Origin of the sequence: Pedobacter aquae (assembly GCF_008195825.1) — a bacterium.
GTDB lineage: Bacteria > Bacteroidota > Bacteroidia > Sphingobacteriales > Sphingobacteriaceae > Pseudopedobacter > Pseudopedobacter aquae.
Genome location: NZ_CP043329.1, coordinates 457869 through 479905 on the forward strand (window position 1 = coordinate 457869; position 22037 = coordinate 479905).

General features: G+C 34.4%; 18 protein-coding genes. 9 read left to right on the forward strand and 9 right to left on the reverse strand.

Annotation, left to right across the window (positions count from 1 at the left end):
* Positions 1–22 precede the first annotated feature (22 nt).
* The 5 genes from FYC62_RS02130 to FYC62_RS02150 all read left to right on the forward strand — a co-directional run bounded on the left by FYC62_RS02130 (position 23) and on the right by FYC62_RS02150 (position 4415).
* The gene (locus tag FYC62_RS02130; RefSeq protein ID WP_149073745.1) at positions 23–1105 is read left to right on the forward strand and encodes an SPOR domain-containing protein; all 1083 of its coding nucleotides are present in this window, start codon (positions 23–25) and stop codon (positions 1103–1105) included.
* Between the two features lie 9 nt (positions 1106–1114).
* Positions 1115–1807 (forward strand): MotA/TolQ/ExbB proton channel family protein, encoded by a 693-nt coding sequence (locus FYC62_RS02135; RefSeq protein WP_039449514.1) that lies wholly within the window; start codon positions 1115–1117, stop codon positions 1805–1807.
* Positions 1804–2202 (forward strand): ExbD/TolR family protein, encoded by a 399-nt coding sequence (locus tag FYC62_RS02140; protein WP_039449510.1) that lies wholly within the window; start codon positions 1804–1806, stop codon positions 2200–2202. The genes FYC62_RS02135 and FYC62_RS02140 overlap by 4 nt, the downstream gene beginning before the upstream one ends.
* Positions 2199–3029 (forward strand): energy transducer TonB, encoded by an 831-nt coding sequence (locus FYC62_RS02145; protein ID WP_149073746.1) that lies wholly within the window; start codon positions 2199–2201, stop codon positions 3027–3029. Before FYC62_RS02140 ends, FYC62_RS02145 begins: the two co-directional genes overlap by 4 nt.
* Before the next feature lie 84 nt (positions 3030–3113).
* On the forward strand, positions 3114–4415 hold the full coding sequence (locus FYC62_RS02150; RefSeq protein WP_240534786.1) for a bifunctional folylpolyglutamate synthase/dihydrofolate synthase: 1302 nt from the start codon (positions 3114–3116) through the stop codon (positions 4413–4415).
* A gap of 509 nt (positions 4416–4924) precedes the next feature.
* Here FYC62_RS02150 and FYC62_RS17190 read toward each other — a convergent pair.
* The 7 genes from FYC62_RS17190 to FYC62_RS02180 form a co-directional block, all read right to left on the reverse strand.
* Positions 4925–5134, reverse strand: coding sequence for a hypothetical protein (locus FYC62_RS17190; protein ID WP_205943756.1), 210 nt, complete (start codon positions 5132–5134; stop codon positions 4925–4927).
* 2 nt (positions 5135–5136) lie between these two features.
* Entirely contained in the window at positions 5137–9741 is a 4605-nt protein-coding gene (locus tag FYC62_RS02155; RefSeq protein WP_205943757.1) for a RecQ family ATP-dependent DNA helicase, read from the reverse strand.
* 34 nt (positions 9742–9775) lie between these two features.
* Positions 9776–9928, reverse strand: a complete 153-nt coding sequence (locus FYC62_RS18105; protein ID WP_149075822.1) for an HIT family protein — start codon at positions 9926–9928, stop codon at positions 9776–9778.
* Positions 9929–10156: 228 nt separating this feature from the next.
* Positions 10157–11452 (reverse strand): anthranilate synthase component I family protein, encoded by a 1296-nt coding sequence (locus tag FYC62_RS02165; protein WP_317131506.1) that lies wholly within the window; start codon positions 11450–11452, stop codon positions 10157–10159.
* Positions 11453–11512: 60 nt separating this feature from the next.
* Positions 11513–12787: an adenylosuccinate synthase gene (locus tag FYC62_RS02170; protein ID WP_149073747.1), complete on the reverse strand. Its 1275-nt coding sequence runs from the start codon at positions 12785–12787 to the stop codon at positions 11513–11515.
* A 10-nt stretch (positions 12788–12797) separates the two neighbouring features.
* Complete coding sequence (locus FYC62_RS02175) at positions 12798–13274, reverse strand: Fur family transcriptional regulator (RefSeq protein ID WP_039449498.1); 477 nt, start codon at positions 13272–13274, stop codon at positions 12798–12800.
* Positions 13275–13327: 53 nt separating this feature from the next.
* The gene (locus FYC62_RS02180; protein WP_039449495.1) at positions 13328–15559 is read right to left on the reverse strand and encodes a RelA/SpoT family protein; all 2232 of its coding nucleotides are present in this window, start codon (positions 15557–15559) and stop codon (positions 13328–13330) included.
* A gap of 107 nt (positions 15560–15666) precedes the next feature.
* Here FYC62_RS02180 and FYC62_RS02185 point away from each other — a divergent pair, with 107 nt between their 5' ends.
* From FYC62_RS02185 to FYC62_RS02200, 4 genes are all read left to right on the forward strand, one after another.
* Positions 15667–16278 carry a DUF4294 domain-containing protein gene (locus FYC62_RS02185; protein ID WP_052176793.1) on the forward strand — a complete coding sequence of 204 codons (612 nt, stop codon included), beginning with the start codon at positions 15667–15669 and terminating at the stop codon, positions 16276–16278.
* Positions 16278–16781, forward strand: coding sequence for a glutathione peroxidase (locus tag FYC62_RS02190; protein WP_039449494.1), 504 nt, complete (start codon positions 16278–16280; stop codon positions 16779–16781). Before FYC62_RS02185 ends, FYC62_RS02190 begins: the two co-directional genes overlap by 1 nt.
* Positions 16782–16783: 2 nt before the next feature.
* The gene (gene bshB1, locus FYC62_RS02195) at positions 16784–17506 is read left to right on the forward strand and encodes a bacillithiol biosynthesis deacetylase BshB1 (protein ID WP_149073748.1); all 723 of its coding nucleotides are present in this window, start codon (positions 16784–16786) and stop codon (positions 17504–17506) included.
* A gap of 78 nt (positions 17507–17584) precedes the next feature.
* Positions 17585–18943, forward strand: a complete 1359-nt coding sequence (locus FYC62_RS02200) for an acyl-CoA dehydrogenase family protein (RefSeq protein WP_039449488.1) — start codon at positions 17585–17587, stop codon at positions 18941–18943.
* A 33-nt stretch (positions 18944–18976) separates the two neighbouring features.
* Here FYC62_RS02200 and FYC62_RS02205 read toward each other — a convergent pair whose 3' ends face one another.
* Together FYC62_RS02205 and lat are read right to left on the reverse strand one after the other, a co-directional pair.
* The gene (locus FYC62_RS02205) at positions 18977–20524 is read right to left on the reverse strand and encodes an FAD-dependent oxidoreductase (RefSeq protein ID WP_039449485.1); all 1548 of its coding nucleotides are present in this window, start codon (positions 20522–20524) and stop codon (positions 18977–18979) included.
* 109 nt (positions 20525–20633) lie between these two features.
* On the reverse strand, positions 20634–21965 hold the full coding sequence (lat, locus tag FYC62_RS02210) for an L-lysine 6-transaminase (RefSeq protein ID WP_039449481.1): 1332 nt from the start codon (positions 21963–21965) through the stop codon (positions 20634–20636).
* Positions 21966–22037: the final 72 nt, after the last annotated feature.

The window sequence follows — 22037 nt, forward strand, 5'->3', positions numbered from 1 at the left end:
AAAGACTATTTTTACAACATCAATGGATATTTCCTTCAATATAAAAGACATTTTAGAAAAGAATAATCTGGCAATATTTCCAGGTTTAGGTGTGTTTTACAAAAAAAGACAAGAGGGTTTTTTTGACGAAAATCTACTCGTTTTTCATCCACCAAAAGAAATCATCCAATTTTCTACGGTAATTCCAGAAGAAGTAGAAAACCCTGTTCTAGATTATATTTGTCATACCCGTAAAGTTTCTACAGCCTCGGCAGACTATTTATTAAATCAGTTTGTAACGCAGTTAAAAGATATTTTAGCTCAGCAAAAAGAATTACCCTTAAATGGCTTAGGTAAATTGGTAGCGCATGATGGTGATTTGGTTTTTGAAGAAGAAAAGGCATTAGAAACTAACTTATCTTACTTTGGTTTACCACTGGTAAATATAAAACCAGATGCCATAGTAGAATCTAAAGTTATTTTAGAGGACTTAGAAGAAGAAAAAGAAGAGGAACAAGCATCTTTTTCTTTAGCTGAACAAGCCCTTAACGCTTCTTTATCTGGCTCAACAGAAGTTAAAGAGAAGAAGAAACCGAAGAAATGGTTATTTATTTTAATTCCTGTCATGTTAGTTTTAATTTCTGCGCTTGCTCTTTATTTCTTTAATCCTGATTTATATAACCAATATTTTAATCCAAATCTTAACAATCAAGATGTTAAGGTCGTAGTGCCAGTTAGGGTAACACAAGAGCAACAAGATTCATCTCTGGCAGATTCTGTATATAACGAGATTGAGAAAAATGCCAAAGCTCAAGGTTTGGAGATAGAAAAAGTAAAAGATTCTACCAATGTAACTGTTAGCAATAAAGCTGTACCAAACAAGGCAGGAATACGTTATGAGATTATTATTGCCGCATGGCAAACCAAAGCTAAAGCAGAACAGCATGTTAAAAAGCTAAAAGAAAACGGAATAAATGCTTTTATTGTTGAAGATGCTGATGGCCCCATGATTAAAATAAGCGCTGCTACTTTTTATAATAAAGCAGAAGCAGAAGCCGAGTTAAAAAGAGTTAGAGAAGAATTAAATCCAGAAGCTTTTATAAAGCCTATAAAACCTTTAAAATAAATTATACATATGTTTTTACAAGATATCGGAGTAGATACTTTATCAAATACCATTCAGGCGATGCAGGCCCCACAGCAAGTAGAAGAATTAAGCTTGTTTAATTTATTAACCAAAGGTGGTTGGGTAATGATACCACTTGCATTATTGGCATTTTTAGGTTTAATTATATTTTTTGAACGCTATTTTACCATCAGAAAAGCTGCAAAAGACGAGTCTCAGCTAACTATGCAGGTTCGTTCTAGCATTAAAAGTGGTAATTTAGATTCTGCTATAGCCATTTGTAAAAGCAGCAATACGCCAATTGGTAGAATGCTGCAAAAAGGTTTGTTAAGAATAGGCAGACCTATCAAAGATATTGAAGGGGCTATAGAAAACGTAGGTAAGCTAGAAGTTTCTAAGCTTGAAAAAAATATAGGCATTTTAGGTATCATCGCTGGTATTGCACCCATGTTAGGTTTCGTAGGAACAATTATTGGTGTAATTACGATTTTCCATGATGTATCTGTTAAAGGAATTATAGAAATTGGTACCATATCTGGAGGTTTATATGTAAAGATGATTTCATCTGCAACAGGTCTTATCATTGGTATTATTGCCTATATTTTCTATAATATCTTAAATATCATGGTAGATAAGGTGATCCTGAAAATGGAGACAGATTCAATAGAATTTATTGACTTGTTAGAAGAACCAGGAAGATGAATTTAAGAAAGCGAAAAAGACCACATGTAGAAGTACATACGGCAGCGTTAAACGATATTATGTTTTTCCTGTTGTTGTTCTTTTTATTAGCTTCTGCGGTTGTAAATCCAAATGTGGTGAAGTTATTTTTACCAAGATCTAGTTCTGGGCAGGCTGTTCCGCAAAAAACAATTAATGTTTCTATTACGAAAGAATTGGAATATTTTGTTGAAAAAGAGCAAGTACCTTTTGAACTTCTAGAGCAGAAGATTTTACCCTATCAGCAAGCCAATCCAGATTTAACAATTATTTTATTTGCAGATAGAACCATTGCCATAGAAAATATTGTGAATTTAACTGATATAGCCAACAAACTTAAAATAAAGCTTGTTTTAGCAACAGAAACTAAGAAATGATTGATCTCTTAAAATCAAATCCTGATAATAATTACCCAAAGGCAATTGCTTGCTCTTTAGGGCTTCTTATTGGTTTTGTATTGTTAAGCATTTTTTATATCATCAATACGGCAGAGCCACCTGAAGAAGTTGGTGTAGGCGGAATTATTGTTAACTATGGTACTTCTGACGAAGGTATGGGTAGCGATTATATGAGTATTGAAGAGCCATCTGTAGATCCTAATGCTAATTTAACAGCTCCTGATAAGATTATACCTGATGCTAATACAGCCGAGACGCCTACTACGCAAAATAATGCTAACGACATTATAACCCAAGATATGGAGGATGCGGTGGCTGTGAAAACCAAAACAAACGCTAGCAGTACAGCGCCTAGTCAGAATACAGATGTAAAAGAAACCAAACCAACCGTTAACCAAAACGCTTTATACAAGGGGAATAAAAATAAAGGTTCTGGTGCTGGTGATGGTATTACAGGAACACCAGGAAACCAAGGTAAACCAACCGGAGACCCTTTAGCCAACAATTATGATGGTACCGGTTCTGGTAATGGTGGTGTGGCATTGTCTCTAGCGAGTAGAAGATTTGTGAGTAGTCCTGCTATTAAAGATAATGGTCAAAAAGCAGGTAAAATAGTTGTAGAGATTAGGGTAGATAAAAATGGAGTTGTAACTAGCGCTAAAGCAGGAGCAAGAGGTACAACCTTAACAGATGCCGATTTATGGGATAAATGCGAAGCCGCTGCAGTAGGCTCAAGATTTAACATCTTAGATTCTGCCCCAGAAACTCAAATAGGATATATCACTTTTAACTTCAAAGTGAAATAAAATGAATTTTTAAAACAGCATATTAGCATCTCACATCTCAATACTCATATCTAGTATAAACATTATACAAGTGTCTCAAATCTCATGTCTCCATACTCACATCTAAAAAATTATCAGCAAACGCTAGACTATTTATACGCTAAGCTGCCGATGTTTACTCGTATTGGGGCTGAGGCCATTAAAAAAGATTTAACCAATACATTAGCTTTTTGCGAGGTTTTAGGGAATCCTCATCAAAAAATAAAAACCATACATGTTGCAGGTACTAATGGAAAAGGTTCTGTATCGCATATGCTAGCGGCTATTTTACAAGAATCTGGTTATAAAACCGGTCTATATACCTCGCCACATTTAAGAGATTTTAGAGAACGAATTAAGATAAACGGAGTAATGATGCCTGAGGATGATGTTATTCAGTTCGTAAGGCTTCATCAACAAGTTATTGAGGATATCTCTCCTTCTTTCTTTGAGGTTACGGTTGCTATGGCTTTTGATTATTTTGCTCAACAAGAAGTAGATATAGCTATCATAGAAGTAGGTTTGGGTGGTCGATTAGATTCTACCAATATCATCACTCCAGAGCTTTCTGTTATCACCAATATTGGTTATGACCATATGAATATTTTGGGCGATACTTTAGCGCAGATAGCATCAGAAAAGGCAGGTATCATCAAGCAAAATATACCAGTTGTAGTGGGCGAGTATTTAGAGGAAACTTTACCCATTTTTACTACAAAAGCAAAGCAGGAAAATGCAGCTATTCGTTTTGCTGCTGATGAGCTTGAAGTAAAAGTCATTAGCCAAACAGCTCAAAAGATGGAGCTTGAGGTGAAAAGCAAATTTATAAATGCTCAATTTAGCTTAGATTTAGCAGCAACCTATCAAATTAAAAACTTTAAGGCTGTTTTATTAGCTGTTGATGAACTTCAAAAAAAAGGTTATCAAATTAAAATCGATGAGTTAACAACTGCACTTTCTGCAGTAAAGCAAATAAGCGGTTTAATGGGGCGTTGGCAAGTTTTACAGCAAAAGCCTTTAGTTATTTGTGATACCGGCCATAATGAAGATGGTATAAAAGAAGTTCTAAAAAATATAGCGCTTACATCTCATCAAAACCTCCATATGGTTATCGGTATGGTGAAAGATAAAGATATTACTAAAGTCTTAAGCTTATTACCGCTTGATGCTATTTATTATTTTTGTGCACCTCAATTAGAAAGAGCCAAACCAGCACAAGAACTTGCAAATGAGGCCATTTCTTTAGGCTTTAAAGGCGAAGTATTCCCTTCTGTTTTGGATGCCTTGGAAGCTGCTAAAAATGAAGCTAAAGAAGATGATTTGGTTTTTGTAGGAGGCAGTACTTTTGTAGTGGCAGAGGTGGTGTAAAAGTTTAGTGGTTATGTGTTATAGTTTTTCATATATTTAGTTGTTTTTATACTCCTCAATAAATTCGTTTAAATACAAATAGGAGTTACTTTTTTAGTGACTTGATAAATTCCTTAATTTCTGATATGAGCTAATCTCGAACTTCGAGTTCTTTCTTTACTATTTAAATATTTTATTGAATTTTCAGACATTTTTTGATATTTATACTTTTTCCGTTTCTAAAATCATGTTCAAAAATGATGTCGGTTGAAGAAAGTAGTTTGGGTTTTCTTCCAGTTTTTCCTTTATTAGAATTAGTCCTCCGTTAGTGTAAGATTCCATTGTTTTAATCAACAATTTTACCACATCATCTTCATCCAAATCTCCTTTTTCAAGTGCTACTAAGTCAATGTCTGTTTTTGCTATAAGAGCAATAAATATATGTTTTCTTGTAAGTTGGTGAAGTCTTTACGTGTTGAAACTGTTGTCTTACTACCCCAGTGTTGAATATGGCGGCTAAAATCTGTTGATTAAATAGGTTTTTTTCCAAAAACTAATTCTGGCAAGATTATTTTCGTTTCTTGTTCGCTTTCTTCTTTTTTCCAATAAACAATGAAATTCACTTTCGCACTTTTTAATACATAGTTTTTCTCTTTCATATTTTCAATTTGTACAACGAACTGCCTAGAAAATTTTAAAACAGATTTTTCTTTTTCGTCCAAACATTCATCGTCTTTCACGGTCAACTGGTCTCCGCTTTTAGTTGAGAAACCAAGTGTTGTCGGGTTATGAAATAGTCTAGCCAAACGTCTTTTAATAACAAGTGCATTGCTAATTCGTTCGGTTGCAAATGTATTTCTTTGTTTTCAATTCGTTCTAAATTGTCTGCTGTGATGGTGTCAAATATGTTTGAATTGAGATGAATTGTCAAGTTTGTTTTTGTTCTTGTCACGGCAACATACAAAAGTCGTTTTGCTTCGTCTGTTGATTGATTGAAGTTTTCAAGTATTAGAAAAACATTATCAAATTCTTTTCCCTTTGCTTTATGAATAGTTGAAACAAAAATTGTCTCGCCATTTTCACTATAAAAATCTTCAAGTTTTGATTCACGAATGAAAACTTCTAAGTCTGACTTATATTTCTTTTTTGGATTTGATGCTTCAAATTCTTTGATAATATTTCCTAAAATTTCCAATTTAGTGCTGTGTCGATATTTATTAACCACTTCACGTTTTGCGTTTAACCAAATTTCATCAGTTATTGTATATATATCATCAGCTAGATTTAACTGATTTAAGAAATAGCGGACTTCATTAAGGTTGTATAAACTGAAACCGTCATTTGACTGAATGAGTTTTGCCTGTACATTATTTTTTAAGAGTAACCCTGTGATTTGTAACGCTTCTTCATTTGTCTTTGTCAAAATACAAGTTGTTCCCTTAAGTCCTGTGGCAAGAATGTCTTGCACAAGTGGATTGATGAGGTTTTCACTTTGGTATTTCACAATCTTTATTTTTCCGTTGTTGTTTTGATGTGCAATAATTGGCGTTTGTTTTAGTCGGTGTGAAATTCGCTTTACAAATTGATTTGAAAAGTCAACAAGATTGCTTTTACTACGGTAATTCTCGACTAATTCGTGTTTAACTGCATTGTTTTCTTGAATAAATTGTTCAAGATGTTTTGCGCTTGCTCCTCTAAATTCATAAATGTTTTGATCATCATCACCAACAGTAATCACTCGCATTTCTTCGTTTTGCTCCATTAAAGTAGTTATGAGACTAAATTCATCCTTATCCATATCTTGTGCCTCGTCAATTACCAAAACGGTTTTTGTTATTCGACTTGCCTCAACTTCATTATTTTTGATTTTCTGAACTGTCTTTTTGATGATATCGTCTGATTTTTCTAGACTACCAACTTTGCCCAACAAATCAAAACAGTAGGAATGGAATGTTTTTATTTCAATAAAGTTTGCTGCATTTCCAATGAGTTTAAGTAAACGCTTTTTAAATTCGGTTGCTGCTGCTCTAGAAAATGTAATCATAAGCAACTGCTCGTGTTTTACATCCTCCATTAAAAGCAGTGAAGCCAATTTATGAACCAAAACTCTTGTTTTTCCACTTCCGGGACCGGCTGCTACAACAATGTGTTTTGTTTCGTTGTCGTTGATGATTTTTAATTGGGTAGGCGAAAGTTCTCCAAAAAGTTGTCTGAATTTTGCAGGCGTAATATTTCGTTTGATTTCATTTTGGCGACTTCCTGGAAAATATCTGTTTAGAAATGATGAATAGTTTAAGTGAAAGTAATCTTCTACGAACTGTAAAGCACTCTTGTAGTCCTCAATCATTTTTTTGGCATATTCGCCAACAATGTGAATTTGTTGAACTTTACTTTCGTAAAACTGATTTAGTTTTTGATAATCGTCTTTTGTGTATCGCTTTTTATTGTCTTGTTCTGTTCGTTCAATGGTCAAACGATTATACACAACCAAAAAACCGCCTTCAATTTTTATCGCTTCAATTCTTGACAAGTAAAATAGTGTATCTTCAATATCGTCAAGATTGATATTTACTTTAAATAAACTTGAACTTTTCTCGTAAGCGGTTTTTAATTCCTGTACGGAAAATTCAACTAATACTTCTTCTTTTGTAGAATCTTTTTCTGTAGCGTATATATTATTTTTTTCATAGAGAAACTCAACAATGAATTTTGCCAAAGCGTGTCTTTTCTCTAATTTTTCATTCAATAATTCTTTTGGGTGTAGCGAAAGAATAGCAATGTGATTTTTGGATTCTAGCCCTTTACGTTTAATCCAGTTTTTAATTGCCCAAAAATTAAGTATCGTTTTAATCTTGTTGGTGCTGATGTCGTCAAGTCTTTTTTCTTCGGCTTGTTCGTTCAGTTCTTTGATGTGAAGTACTTTTTCTTTTTCTTCAATAATTGGAAGCAAAAAGTTTTCAATTTTACTGAATGTGTCAACGATGTTAAATGAACGATTTTTATTTTCACCTTTTTTGATAAAAGCGGTCAGATCTTTTGCATCGGCTAAAATCTTTTCTTCTCGCAAAAGATTGACAATGTTTATCACTTCTTCTTTTACAATTCCTAAATGGTCGCTGATGTAATCAATTCTTGATTCCGCCGCCTCATCGCTTCCTTGTTTTCTACTTTTACTTGAAAAAAGTTTTTTTATAATTCGGACACCTTTTTCTTTTTGATTACCAACAAATTTTTCCGAGGCATTGATTTTGGCAATGGCTTCTTGTACGTTTTTTGAAAGAATACTGTTAGCAAAAACTCGTGGCATATTTTGTCCGCGTTTCAAATATCCTGCATCTTCCAACGCTGCAATGGCTGTTGTTACTCGTGTTTCAATTTCAACAACATTGTCATCCCAACCTGCTTTTCGAGCAATTTCCAAAGCGGAATTTGAAACCGTTGAACGAAGTCTTGTAATTTCTTTTATTGCTTTCCAAACTTGCTGTATTTCCTTAATGGAAAGTTTTGTTTGATTTAGAAGAATAAAGTGTTTACTCAAATCTTCTTCGTTAAACAACACAAAACAATCTGCCGTAATGTTTTCGTCTCGCCCCGCTCGTCCTGCTTCTTGAATGTAGTTTTCAAGTGAATCGGAAATTTCATAATGGATGACCATTCCAACGTCTTTTTTGTCAACACCCATTCCAAAGGCAGAAGTAGCCACCATTATTTGAGTTTCTCCATTGATAAACGAATCTTGGTTTTCAGATTTTTCTTGTTTATCCATTTTGCCGTGATAGGGCTTTGCACTAAAACCATCTTCTTTTAATCGTTCTGCAAGCGTGTAGGCTTTTCGTGTTCTTGAAACATAAATAATAGTCGGACAATTTTTTTCTTCAATCAAATCTCTCGCTGCCTGGTATTTTTCTTCTTCATCGCCTTTTTCAAATACTTTGTATTGAAGGTTTGTTCGTGATGCTATTGAAGTAAACAATTCAAGATTAAGTGAAAGTTTTTCTCTGAAATAATCCCGAATATCTTCAATTACTTTTTGCTTTGCTGTTGCTGTGAAGCAAGAAACAGGGATGCCGTCTTCAAGATTTTTCTTTTCCTGAATGGATTTGATAAAATCTCCGATGTATAAATAATCAACTCTAAAATCTTGTCCCCACGAAGAAAAACAGTGAGCTTCGTCAATAACAAAACGAGCTATCTTTCTACCTAAAACTAATTTCTCAATCGTTTTTGAGCGTAGCGATTCAGGTGATATGTAAAGAATGGAGGCCGAACCGTCTTCCACTCGTTCAAAAGATTTTGCTCTTTCAATCGGGTCAAGCAAACCGTTTATTGTAACCGCATCTGTAATTCCGATTTTTTCTAGGTTGTCGACTTGGTCTTTCATTAGCGATTGCAAAGGCGAAATCACAATCGTCAGACCTTTTGAAGTTTCACCGCTCATTAAAGCAGGAACTTGAAACGTGATTGATTTTCCGCCACCTGTCGGGAAAATTGCAAGTATAGATTTGTTGTCAATTGCGGCTTTAACCGCTTTTTCCTGTAACGGTTCGCCTCCGTAACTTCTGTAAGAATCAAAGCCGAAAAACTTTTTTAATCCTTTATGTACGTCTAAAACGCTGTTACAATATTCGCAACCACTCACACAAGGTTTGTTTCTCAAACGAAACATTATCAGCTCAACTTCGGGGTAATTTTTTAAAACCCAAGGTGGTGTTATAGAATTTATTTTCTTGAATTGAACGAAAGAATTTATCAGCGATAAACAGTAAGCAAGTTCAATTGGTTTTTCTGAAATTATTTTTTCTAAATCAACTTGTTCGCAAATTTCGTTTTTAAATTTTTTACGAATTAGTTTTTCAATATCAGTGCTTGTGCTGTTGTATGAGATGTAACGAAAAAAAGAGTGGAACTCTTTTTTGTCGATTAAAAGTAAATAAAAAATTTGTTTGAGTGTGTCGTCAGTCTGTTTGAAAGTAGCGATTTCGTCATTCAACAAATCTTTTGCTTTTATTGAATCATTCAACGGATTATTTGTGTCTTCGGATTGTAGTTTGTCGTCTTTGAGTAACGAATGATAAGGCTTTGTAGGGAATAGCAAAGGCGATAGAAAAAGCGTATCAATGATGTTTGCCGAACTTATTCCTGCATCATTGAGTGCTTTCCCAATGTAATTGATGTCGTGATTTAAAATATTATGTCCACATACGAATTGCGTTCCATTGAGAAACTGTATAAACTCAGCTATCGAAGTTTTATGAAAAGAACTTCCATTATCCTTGATGCTTCCAATGTCAAGAATTTTTCCGCTCTTAGGTTCAACTTCTGTATCAATAAATGCAATTGTATTCATTATATCAATATTTCCGTTTACTAGGAATCACACCTCAAACACCGCCTCTTGGCTCTTCAGCATCTCCTTTATATTTTGGAATTAAGTAAATATGTACATGATTAACTGTTTGTCCTGCGTTTTTGCTAACATTAATTCTAACATTGAATATGTCAGGATTAAATGAATATACTATAAAGTAATCAATTTATAATCTTTTCAATCTAAAAAAAAATATCTCCATAATTAACCTATTATTTAACTTTGTTTTTTTGGAAAATATTATTTTTCATGATTAAAAATTATGATAAAGTAACTTCTAAATAATAAAATTTAATTTGTAAAGAAAAATTTTTATTAATGTGTGCGTAAAATTATTAGTTGCTTAGATTGTTAATTTCTGATTATTCGCTAGTTTTTCAACTATTTTTGTCTATCATCTATTTTTCGTAGCAATTTCCACACTTCCATTAACACTTGCTAGCATAGCGCTAATTTTTAATAAGCATTCTTCATATTCATTTTCTGCATCAGCATAAAATGTGATGGCGCTACCAGCATGAAAAGATAAATATTTGGAGCTCTCATCATATAAAATACTTCTGATGACTACATTAAAATCAAAATCTTGATTGGGTGTGATATAGCCTATAGCTCCAGAATAAATGCCTCTTTTACTTTTTTCATACTGCTCCATCAATTGCATGGCTTTAATTTTTGGTGCACCTGTCATACTTCCCATAGGGAAAGTATTTTTAATGATTTCTGTTATACTCAAATTTTCATCTACTTCACAAACAACGGTAGAAATCATTTGATGAACTTGTTTAAAGCTGTAAATACCAAAAAGTTCCTCTACGGCAACTGTGCCTTTTTTAGCAGATTTAGTTAGGTCATTCCTCACCAAATCAACAATCATGACGTTTTCTTGCTGTTCTTTTGGATGATTTGCCAGGGCTTCCTTAATGGCTTTATCTTCTTCCGGATTTTTTCCTCTTTTGGCAGTTCCTTTTATAGGTTGCGAAGTTATTTTATTCCCTCTTTTGGCTAAAAAACGTTCTGGACTAGCACATAAAACGTATTTGTCTTTCCATTTAAAAAAGCTAGAAAATGGGGTAGGAGATAGTTGACTTAACCTTTCATAAACTTGTATAGGATTTAAGCTTGTATGTTCTTTATAAAACTCAATACAAAAATTAGTTTCATAAATATTTCCTGCCGCTATTTCTTGCTGTATTTGTTTAATAGTTTCTATATATTCTTTTTTAGAGAATTTGCAGTTGATATTAACGAAAGGTATGGCTTGCTCTTCTTCTGTGATGATGGTATTAGAAATATTAGTTAAAACTTGTTCAGCATCAGAACTAATGATACTCAAATCATCACCTTTTATAAGGATAAGATGTTTGGGTACGAAGAAAAATAGATCTGGGAAAGCTAATGAATCTTCGTTGTTAGAGATTAAATCTTCTAACTCATTTTTTAAATCGTAAGCAAAACCGCCAATTAACCAGTTTTGGTAAGTATTTTTAAAATCCTCTAGCTTAGAGAAAGCATCCCCGTAAGGACTTTCTAAGGTAGCTATGCTATCAACAGCTATTAATAAATCAAAAGTAGAATAGGGGTCTTGGTATTGGTGCGAATCAAAAACGGCACAGTATTCATGCTGGTTTGCCCACCTTAAAGCTTGTTGCTTAAATGCAAACTTATCCTCTATCTTTAACTGCATCATTTGCTGCAAACTTAGGCAAGAAAATAAAAAATCCGAAGGCTTAGCTTCGGATTTTTTTATTTAACACATGGTTAGTGTTTGTACTCTGTCTGGTCCAACAGATAAATATTTAATAGGAACTTCCAAATGCTTTTCTAAGTAAGCAATGTAGTTTTTTAATCTTGTAGGCACCTCTTCTGGCGAGCGTATGCCTGTTAAATCCTCATTCCAACCTTCTAATTCTTCGTAAACAGGTTCTGGCTGTATACTGCAAATATCGTAAGGCATATAATCTATGGTTTCGCCATTGTAATTGTAATGGGTACAAGCGTATATTTTATCAAAACCGCTTAAAACATCAGCTTTAGTCATCACCAATTGGGTAACACCATTTAATAAAATAGCGTATTTTAAAGCTGGTAAATCAATCCAACCGGTTCTTCTTGGCCTGCCAGTAGTAGCACCAAACTCGTTACCAATTTTTCTCAATTCTTCGCCCATTTCATTGTCTAGCTCGGTAGGGAAGGGTCCACCACCAACACGTGTGCAGTAAGCTTTAAAAATACCAATCACATCGCCAATGTTTTTTGGTGCCACACCTAAACCAGTACAAGCACCTGCTGTTGTGGTGTTAGATGAAGTTACAAAAGGGTAAGAACCAAAATCAATATCTAACATGGTACCTTGTGCACCTTCTGCTAATACGGTTTTTCCTTGTTTTAGGTAATCATTCACCAAATGCTCGCTATCCACGAAAGGGAATTTTTTAATCAATTCAATCGCTTCAAAAAAAGCAGCTTCTTTTTCAGAGAAATCTTCAACTTCTCCGTAATGTGCTAAAATGCTTTTGTGTTTTTCTACCAGTTTCTGGTAGCGTTCTTTAAAATCAGGTAAACTGATATCGCCAATTCTTAAGCCATTTCTACCAGTTTTATCCATGTAGGTTGGTCCAATTCCTTTAAGAGTAGAACCAATTTTGCCATCGCCCATTTTCTTTTCAGATGCAGCATCTAAAAGTTGGTGTGTAGGTAAAATTAAATGGGCTTTACGACCAATTAACAGATTTTTCTTTGCTAGCAAATCATGGCCAGCATCTTTTAATTTATCTAATTCTCTTTTTAAGATGATAGGGTCTATAACCACACCATTACCTATAAGATTTAAAGTGTGTTTCTCGAAAATTCCAGAAGGGATAGTATTAAGAACGTATTTTTTGCCATCAAACTCTAAAGTGTGCCCGGCATTAGGGCCACCTTGGAAACGAGCGATAAGGTCGTATTGAGGTGCTAAAACATCAACAATTTTCCCTTTACCTTCGTCGCCCCATTGAAGGCCTAATAAAACATCAACAGCCATTATAAATTAATTAGTTTTTATTGTTGTAAGATTCGCAGTAACCACTACTTAGTTTGGTACAATTACCATAAAGATTTAAAGAGTGGTGCTGGATATTAAATTTAAGTAAATCGCCCATCATGGTTTGTATTTGTTGAACGCGAGGGTCGCAAAATTCAACTACTTTACCGCAATCCAAGCAAATAATATGGTCGTGTTGTTTGTAACCATAGGATTTTTCAAACTGAGCCATGTTTTTGCCAAACTGGTGCTTGGTAACCAAATCACAAGATAACAAGAGTTCTAGCGTGTTATAAACAGTAGCCCTGCTTACACGGTATTTCTTATTTTTCATGTGGATGTAGAGAGATTCTACATCAAAATGATCTGTTCTGGAGTATATTTCTTCGAGTATGGCGAATCTTTCGGGAGTTTTTCTAAGATTCTTGTTCTCCAGATAAGATTCGAAAATTTTTTTTACCATCTCAATGGTTTCTTGTACAGCCATGGCGATTCTTAGTTGTCAAAGTTATCAAAATTTACAATATAGCTAAATGCTTTTTAGTTTTTTACTGATATTGTTTCCTCAGAAGAGTCAAAACGTAGTACATCCGTAATACCTTTCACCTCTTTTATCTTCTTAATTAGGTTTTCAAGGTGTTGAGTATCATTAACATATATCATAATAGTGCCTTGGAAAATACCGTCTTCCGTATCCATCGTTATAGAACGCATATTCACCTTAAAATCATTAGAAATAACCTGTGTTAAGTTATTTATCAAGCCAACTTCATCAATACCTGTAATTCTTAAGCCGGTAAGAAAGGCTAATTGCTTTTGACTGTTCCATTTAGCCTTCACAATTCGGTAGCCAAAGCTCGACATTAATTTGGTTGCGTTAGGGCAATTGGTACGGTGTATTTTTATTCCGTCTGATACGGTTACGAAGCCAAAAACATCATCACCGGGGATAGGGTTACAACAATTAGATAACTTATAATCTATCTTTTGCATATCCTCGCCAATTAATAAAACATCACTATCGTTAGATTTAACCTGTTTAATGATGTTTTGTATTTTCTCAGAATCTATATTTTGCTGTGGTTTTTGCTCTACTACTTTTTCTGATGCGGCAAATTCTTTCAGGTCTTTTAAATCAATAATACCTTTAGCTACATTGTAGAATAAATCTTGTGTAGATTGTAGTTTAAAGAAATAGCTCAGTTTATAAATATTATCAGAATTGTAAGTGATTTTTAGAGATTTCAACTTACGTTCTAAAATCTCTTTACCATCTTCTGCTATTTTGCGTTTTTCTTCTTTTAAGGATGATTTAATTTTGGCTTTAGCTTTTGCGGTGACCACAAAATTTAGCCAATCTTCTTTTGGTGTTTGTTTACCTGAGGTGATGACCTCTACTTGGTCTCCGTTTTGGAGTTTATAAGACAAAGGAACCAATTTATGGTTTACCTTAGCGCCAATACAACGAGCACCAATATCAGAGTGAATTTCAAAAGCAAAATCTAAAGCAGTGGCTTCTATAGGGAGCTGAATTAAATCGCCTTTTGGGGTGAAGATGAAAATCTCATCAGAGAATAAATTCATCTTAAAATCATCTAAGAAATCTAAAGCATTGGCTTCCGGATTGCTTAAAAGCTCTCTTACTTTTTGTACCCATTGGTCTAAACCACTGTCTGATGATGATTCTTTATATTTCCAATGTGCGGCAAAACCTTTCTCCGCAATCTCATTCATACGTTGTGTTCTTATCTGCACTTCTACCCATTGCCCTTTTGGCCCCATCACAGTGGTATGTAAAGATTCATAACCATTTGCTTTAGGCGATGAAATCCAATCTCTTAAACGGTCTGGATTTGGGCGATATAAATCTGTTACAATAGAATAGGCTTTCCAACTGTCTGCTTTTTCGTTTTCAGGTTTGCTATCTAAAACAATACGGATAGCAAATAAATCATAAACTTCTTCAAAAGGAATACCTTTTTTCTTCATCTTGGTCCATATAGAATGGATAGATTTTGGTCTTCCTAAAACATTGGCATGTAGGTCTTGTTCGGCTAAAATTTTATTAATTGGACCTATAAACTCTTTTATAAATAACTCTCTTTCTGCCTTTTTTTCATTAAGCTTTTGAGCGATGAATTTATAAGTTTCTGGCTCCATGTATTTCATGGATAAATCTTCCAATTCAGATTTTATAGCGTATAAACCTAAACGGTGTGCCAGTGGAGCATATAAATAAACGGTTTCAGAACAAATTTTAAGCTGCTTGTCTCGCGGCATAAAATCCATGGTACGCATATTATGTAAACGGTCTGCTAGCTTAATTAAGATTACCCTAACATCATCAGCTAAGGTTAAGAGCATCTTTCTGAAGTTTTCTGCTTGCATAGAGCTGTTAGCATCAAAAACTCCTGAAATTTTAGTTAAGCCATCAATAATTTTAGCACATTTTTTACCAAATTCTCTTTCAATATCTTCTAAGGAGATATGAGTATCCTCAACAACATCGTGTAACAAAGCGCAAACAATAGAAGTTGTACCTAAGCCAATTTCTTCTGCGGCTATTTGTGCTACGGCAATAGGATGATAGATATAAGGCTCACCAGATTTACGGCGCATGTCTTTATGATTCTCCACAGCCATATCAAATGCCTGTCTAATCATCTTCTTGTCGCCTTTCTTCATTGTTGGTTTACAGGCTCTTAGCAGGGCTCTGTAACGTTTCAATATCTCTGATTTCTCTGCTTCTAAATCTATTATGTAGTCTTTCATCTAAAAATTATCTGTAGCACAAATGATTTTACTTTCTTCTAACAATTATTGGGTTACTTATTATGCAGAAAGGTAATTAATAAGTGATAAATTTGTATATTAAAATTATGAAAATCAAAGGTTTTTTTCTAGGATTCATTTTCTCCTTAATGTCATTTTACGTAATGGCACAAAAACCTGTTTTACCTATAACTGGCAAAAACGACACTATTAAAGTGGCACTAGCAGATGTTGATGGCATCCTAGTCCCTTGGGTAGTTCTAAATGAAGTTTCTGTGGTAGACAGAAGGATATTTAGATCTCCAGAGGATTTAGCAAAATATAGACGATTAAAATATAATGTTCTAAAAGTTTTGCCCTACGCTCGTTTTGCAGGACAAAGATACAGACAACTAGAGAAAGATTTAGCGCTCACTTCTAATAAAAGAAAACAAAAAGAGTTAGTTAAAGGTTGTGAGAAAGAGATTAAAGATTTGTTTAATCGTGAGATTAAAAATATGACCATCACACAAGGTGATATTTTAATTAAATTGATAGATAGAGAAACAGGCAATTCTAGCTTTGATCATTTAAAAGAAACGAAAGGAAGGGTTCCTGCATTCTTTTTACAATCTGTAGCAAAAATGTTTGGTCATGATTTAAAGGCCAAATATGACGTAGAGCAGGAAAGAGACATTGAGGCTATCATATTAGCTTCAGGATATTACACTTATCAGTAATGAGCGAAAAAACAGTTTATCAGTTCCGTGTAGAAAATAATAAAGGAACTGAAGTGAGTATGGATGCCTACAAAGGGAAAGTTTTATTGATTGTTAATACAGCATCTGAATGTGGTTTTACTCCTCAGCTAAAAGATTTAGAAGAGCTTAGGCAAACTTTTGAAGGCGAAAAATTTGAGATTTTAGCTTTTCCAAGTAATGATTTCGGTCAGCAAGAGCCCTTAGAAAACGATGCTATAAGTAAATTCTGTAGTATTAATTATCACACCAAGTTTTCTATCTTCAAAAAGGTAAAAGTAAGAGGTCCATATGCACATCCCTTATTTAAATTCTTGTCTAATAAAGAATTAAATGGTAAAGTAGGATCTACACCAAGATGGAATTTTCATAAATTCTTAGTGAATTCTAAAGGTGAGGTGGTAGACTTTTTCTATCCCTTTACCAAGCCCAATACCGCTCGTGTGAAAAAGAAAATCCAAAAGCTCTTAAGCGTTACCAAATAAGCATGAAATTAGATTTATTATGTATTGCCGTTCATCCTGATGATGTTGAATTAGGTGCCGCCGGAACTATTCTTAAGCATAAAGCTATGGGTAAAAAGGTTGGCGTAGTAGATTTAACTAGAGGTGAACTAGGCACAAGAGGCTCTGCAGAAACTAGAGATGAAGAAGCAGCAGAAGCAGCTGAAATTTTGGGTCTTGATATCCGTGAAAACCTACGCATGCGAGATGGTTTTTTCCAAAACGATGAACAGCATCAGCTTCAAATTATTGAAGTGATTAGAAAATATCAGCCAGAAATAATTGTCACTAACGCCCATTATGATAGGCATCCAGATCACGGAAAGGCTTTTCAGTTGGTTAATGATGCTTGTTTTTTAGCTGGCTTACCAAAAATTAAAACGACTTATCAAAGTGTATCGCAAGCTGCGCATCGCCCAAGATTATTGCTTTCCTTTATCCAAGATACTTATATAAAGCCAGATATTGTTATTGATATTACGCCTTACCATCAGCAAAAGCTTGAAGCTATAAGGGCTTATAAAACCCAATTTCATATACCAGGCCTTACACTTGATGAACCACAAACGTATATTTCAAATCCAGATTTCTTAGAAGTTATCATCGGCAGGAGCAGAGAAATGGGTAAATCTATACAAGTACCTTTTGCAGAAGGTTTCCTTTCTAAAAAGATTTTAGGAGTAGATAACCTCTTCGATTTAAAATAATTGTCATTTTATCATTCTTGGTTTTTAAAAATCTAGCTAAAGTGTATCTTGTTAATTAATTTATCAAATTATTAACATATGTCTAACGTTTTTTCAAAAGTCAAGAATATTTATCAGTTGTTTAAGTCTGTTGATTTCAAGCAATTGGAAGCGCTTTCCCAAAAAGTAGATTTAAAAGAAGTCATGACCCAATTTAGCAAGCTTGATGAAAAGCAGCTTGCAGGCTTGATGAAAATGGTTGGAGGTAATAAAAAAGTTAAAGAATTACCTCCTATAAATGGCGATTTTTATGAACTTTCTGATTCTTTATCTCCCGAAGATAGAGCCTTACAATTAAAAGTAAGAGCTTTTATGGAAACTGAGATTAAGCCTATTGTTAATAAATATTGGAACAGGGCCGAGTTTCCTCATGAGATTATACCTAAAATGGCCGAGTTAAATATCTGCGGATTAACTTATGAGGGTTATGGCTGTCCTAATCGTTCTTTTTTAATGGAAGGTATTATAGCAACCGAAATAGGTAGGATAGATGCTTCTATTGCTACATTCTTTGGCGTACAAAGTGGCTTGGCGATGGGTTCTATTTACATATGTGGTTCTGATGAGCAAAAGCAACGTTGGCTGCCTAAAATGCAAAAAATGGAATTGATAGGTTCTTTTGGATTAACCGAGCCAGAAATTGGTTCTGCGGCAGCAGGAGGTTTAACTACAACAGCCAAAAGAAATGGTGATACATGGGTTTTAAATGGCCAGAAAAAATGGATTGGTAATGCCACTTTTGCAGATGTTAACATCGTTTGGGCTAGAGATTTAGACGATAATCAGGTAAAAGGATTTGTTATTGAAAAAGGTAATCCTGGCTTTTCTGTGGAGAAGATAGAAAATAAAATGGCTTTAAGGATTGTTCAAAATGGCCTTATCATTTTAACAGATTGTGTGGTAACAGAAGAAAACCGATTACAGAATTGTAATTCTTTTAAAGATGTTGCCAAAGTTTTACAAATGACTAGAGCAGGTGTTGCCTGGATGGCTGTTGGGTGTGCAAGAGGTGCTTATGAAAGCGCTTTGAAATATACCAGAGAGCGTGTTCAGTTTGGTAAGCCAATAGCCTCTTTTCAATTGATACAAAACCATTTGGTAGAAATGCTTTCTAATCTTACAGCTATGCAAACCCTAGTTTTTCAGCTTTCTAAGCTGCAAGACGAAGGTAAATTAACAGATGAACATGCGTCCCTAGCAAAAGTATTTTGTACTATGCGTACCCGCGATGTGGTAAGTAGAGCAAGAGAAGTAATGGGTGGAAACGGGATTTTACTAGAATACGATGTAGCTCGTTTTGTTGCAGATGCTGAGGCTATTTACTCTTACGAAGGCACTAAAGAGATAAATTCCTTAATTGTTGGTAGGGCAATTACAGGCTTTAGTGCTTTTGTTTAAAGAAATGATAAATTGAGATAGAAGAGCAAAATGCTACTCTATCTCAATTTTTTGAAGTTTTGTTTGTGGTGGGCCAGCCAAAACATGTCCGTCAATATCAAATCTTCCGCCATGGCAGGGGCAATCCCAGCTTTTTTCTTCTGCATTCCAGTTTACAATACAACCAGCATGGGTGCATGTAGCTTGTAAAGCATGTAAATTTCCTTGCTCATCTTTATAAACGGCAATTTTTTTACCATCATGTGTGATAAGGCTTGCTTGTCCATTTTCAATCTCCTCTAAAGAACTTAAATTTTTAGAAGATATACGGTCTTTAATAAATCGCCATGCTACATCGCTATTCTCTTTTACAAATTCTTTAAAACCAGCAATAGGTTTAATCCGCGAAGGATTAAATAAATCTTTAAACTTGTTTTGCTTTTCTAAAATAGCATCACTAATCATTAAACCAGCTAAAGTTCCAAATGTCATCCCGTTACCGCTATATCCGGTAGCAACATAACACCCTTCTTCTTGCCCAGTAAAATGCCCAATATAAGGTAGGCCATCTGCTGGTATATAATATTGTGAAGACCATTTATGCGTGATTTCCTTAATACGATAATAAGATGTTACGTAAGCAATCAAATCATTAAAAGATTCTTCTGGATCACCATGTCCGGTTTTATGGTCGGCGCCACCAACAATAAGGTACTTCTCGTCATTTTCTGTATGCGTTCTAAAATAATGATAAGGGTCTTGCATATCATAAACCAAAGCATCTGGATAGTTTTCATCCTCAAGTTTAACGGCAATAGCATAACTTCTGTAAGGTGCACAAGTAAAGTTGAATAGATTTATACCTTGTGGGTAATGTGTAGCGTGTACAAGCTGATGAGCTAAAATTTTTATATCTTCGGATTTAGCAAAGTGGAATCCTTCATCAAAACCTGTTTCATCAACAAAAGTATTTAGTTTGATGATGCCTCCTAAATCCTGAAAGGCTTTAGTTAAACCTGCTAAATATTTTACCGGATGAAATTGCGCTTGATGATGAAAGCATATAATATCCTTAAAAGGAATAGGTATATGGTTACTTTCTGCTCTTTCTACCACAACACCTGCTTTTTTAGATGATGCTAATATTTCATTTAACTCTTCACTTTGTTTTTCATCCTCCGCATACAAAAAACCATTTAGATAAGTAAAATCGCAATCAATGGTATAACGGTCTATTAAATCATTAATGAGTTGTATGCTTTCTTTACCCGATTGCGCAACTAGTTTGGCAGCATCTTCACCAAAATCTTTTTCAATTTGAGGATAAGAAGTATCAAAATAGGTGTTGAGGTGCGCTGTTGTACCGCCACTAGTGCCAAATGCAGGAGCATGATGGTCTAAAATAATACAATTTTTACCAGCTTCTTGTAATAAAATAGCTGTTGTTAAACCTGTAATACCAGCTCCAATAATGATAACATCATAATGCTTAGACGATGATGGATGCGTATTGATTAAAGGAGATTCTACATGTTGCCAAAGACTTATATTTTTACCATCTCGCTTTATAGCGGATGCTTGGACTTCCTGTATGTTTTTCATAAGCTTGTTTTATAGATAGATATAGCTATACTATAAAAGTCTTGCCAATTATTTTCTGGAAGCCTTCATCTAAAAATGATGAATCAGGTGATAAATTTTAAAATTGGTTCTAAATTTCTTTTAATACTTTTCTCATCACCTCCATACCTTCATCTATATGGTGCTTTTGCATGATTAAAGCAGGTCTAAATCTGATGGTGCTATGGCCGCATCCTAAAAACATGACATGGTGTTCCATCCCTTTAGCTACAAAATGATTTCTTTGCTCTGGTGTATCAAAATCAAAAGAACATAATAAACCTTTTCCTCTTACATTTTTTATGCGTTCATCTTCTCCCGCTATTTGTTGAAGTTGCTCATAAAGATAATTTCCAACCTCAGCGGCATGCGCACAAAGCTGGTCTTCTTCAATAATTTCTAAAATTTTTGAAGCTCTTACCATATCTACCAAATTACCTCCCCAAGTAGAATTAATTCTGGAAGGCACTTTGAAAACATGATGTTCTACTTCATCTAGTTTCTTGCTAGCTAAAATTCCGCAAACCTGCATTTTTTTTCCAAAGGCAATAATATCTGGTCGGGCATGTTCTCCAAAATGCTGGTGACACCAAAATTTACCTGTTAAGCCTACACCAGTTTGTACCTCATCATAAATAAGTAGTGCTTCATGTTCATCGCAAAGTAGGCGTACTTGTTCTAAAAACTCTTTTCTGATATGGTTATCACCACCTTCTGCTTGTATAGGTTCGATGATGATAGCGCATATATCATCCTGATGATGTTTGAAGGCATCTTTAATTTCTTGGATAGATTTAGCTTCTCGCTGAATTAAATCTTGTAGGTTTTCATCTGTTAAGGGATATTTTACTTTAGGGTTTGAAACCCGAGGCCAATCAAACTTTGCAAACCATTTTGTTTTATTAGGTAAGGTATTGGTTAAACTAAGCGTATAGCCGGTTCTTCCATGAAAAGCTTGTTCAAAATGTAAAACTTTAAAGCCTTTTTCTTGCTGATAACCTTTGGTGAAATTCTTTTGTACTTTCCAATCCATAGCTGCTTTTAAAGCATTTTCTATAGCTAAACCACCACCAGCAATAAAAAAGGCATGAGGCAGATAATCTGGAATACCAACTCTAGAGAAGGTATCTACAAACTGTGCATATTGTGCTGTATAAATATCAGAATTTGAAGGGTTGGTTAACGCTGCAAGCATCAGGTTTTGTTTAAAACCTTCATCTGCTAACATTTTTGGATGGTTATAGCCTAAAGGGACAGATGCAAAACAAGTAAAAAAATCTAAAAGGGTTCTGTCATGCTTGCTGTCATAAATATGTACACCATTACTTCTTTCCATATCAAAAAGTAAATCGTAACCATCTGTCAATACATGTTTACTTAAAACTTTTTCTACTTCTTTTGGGACTATATCAATTTTATACATAACTGTAGGATTTGGTTATAATATACGAAAAACACCCTGTAAAGCCAAAATGATTTAATGTAGATGAAGATG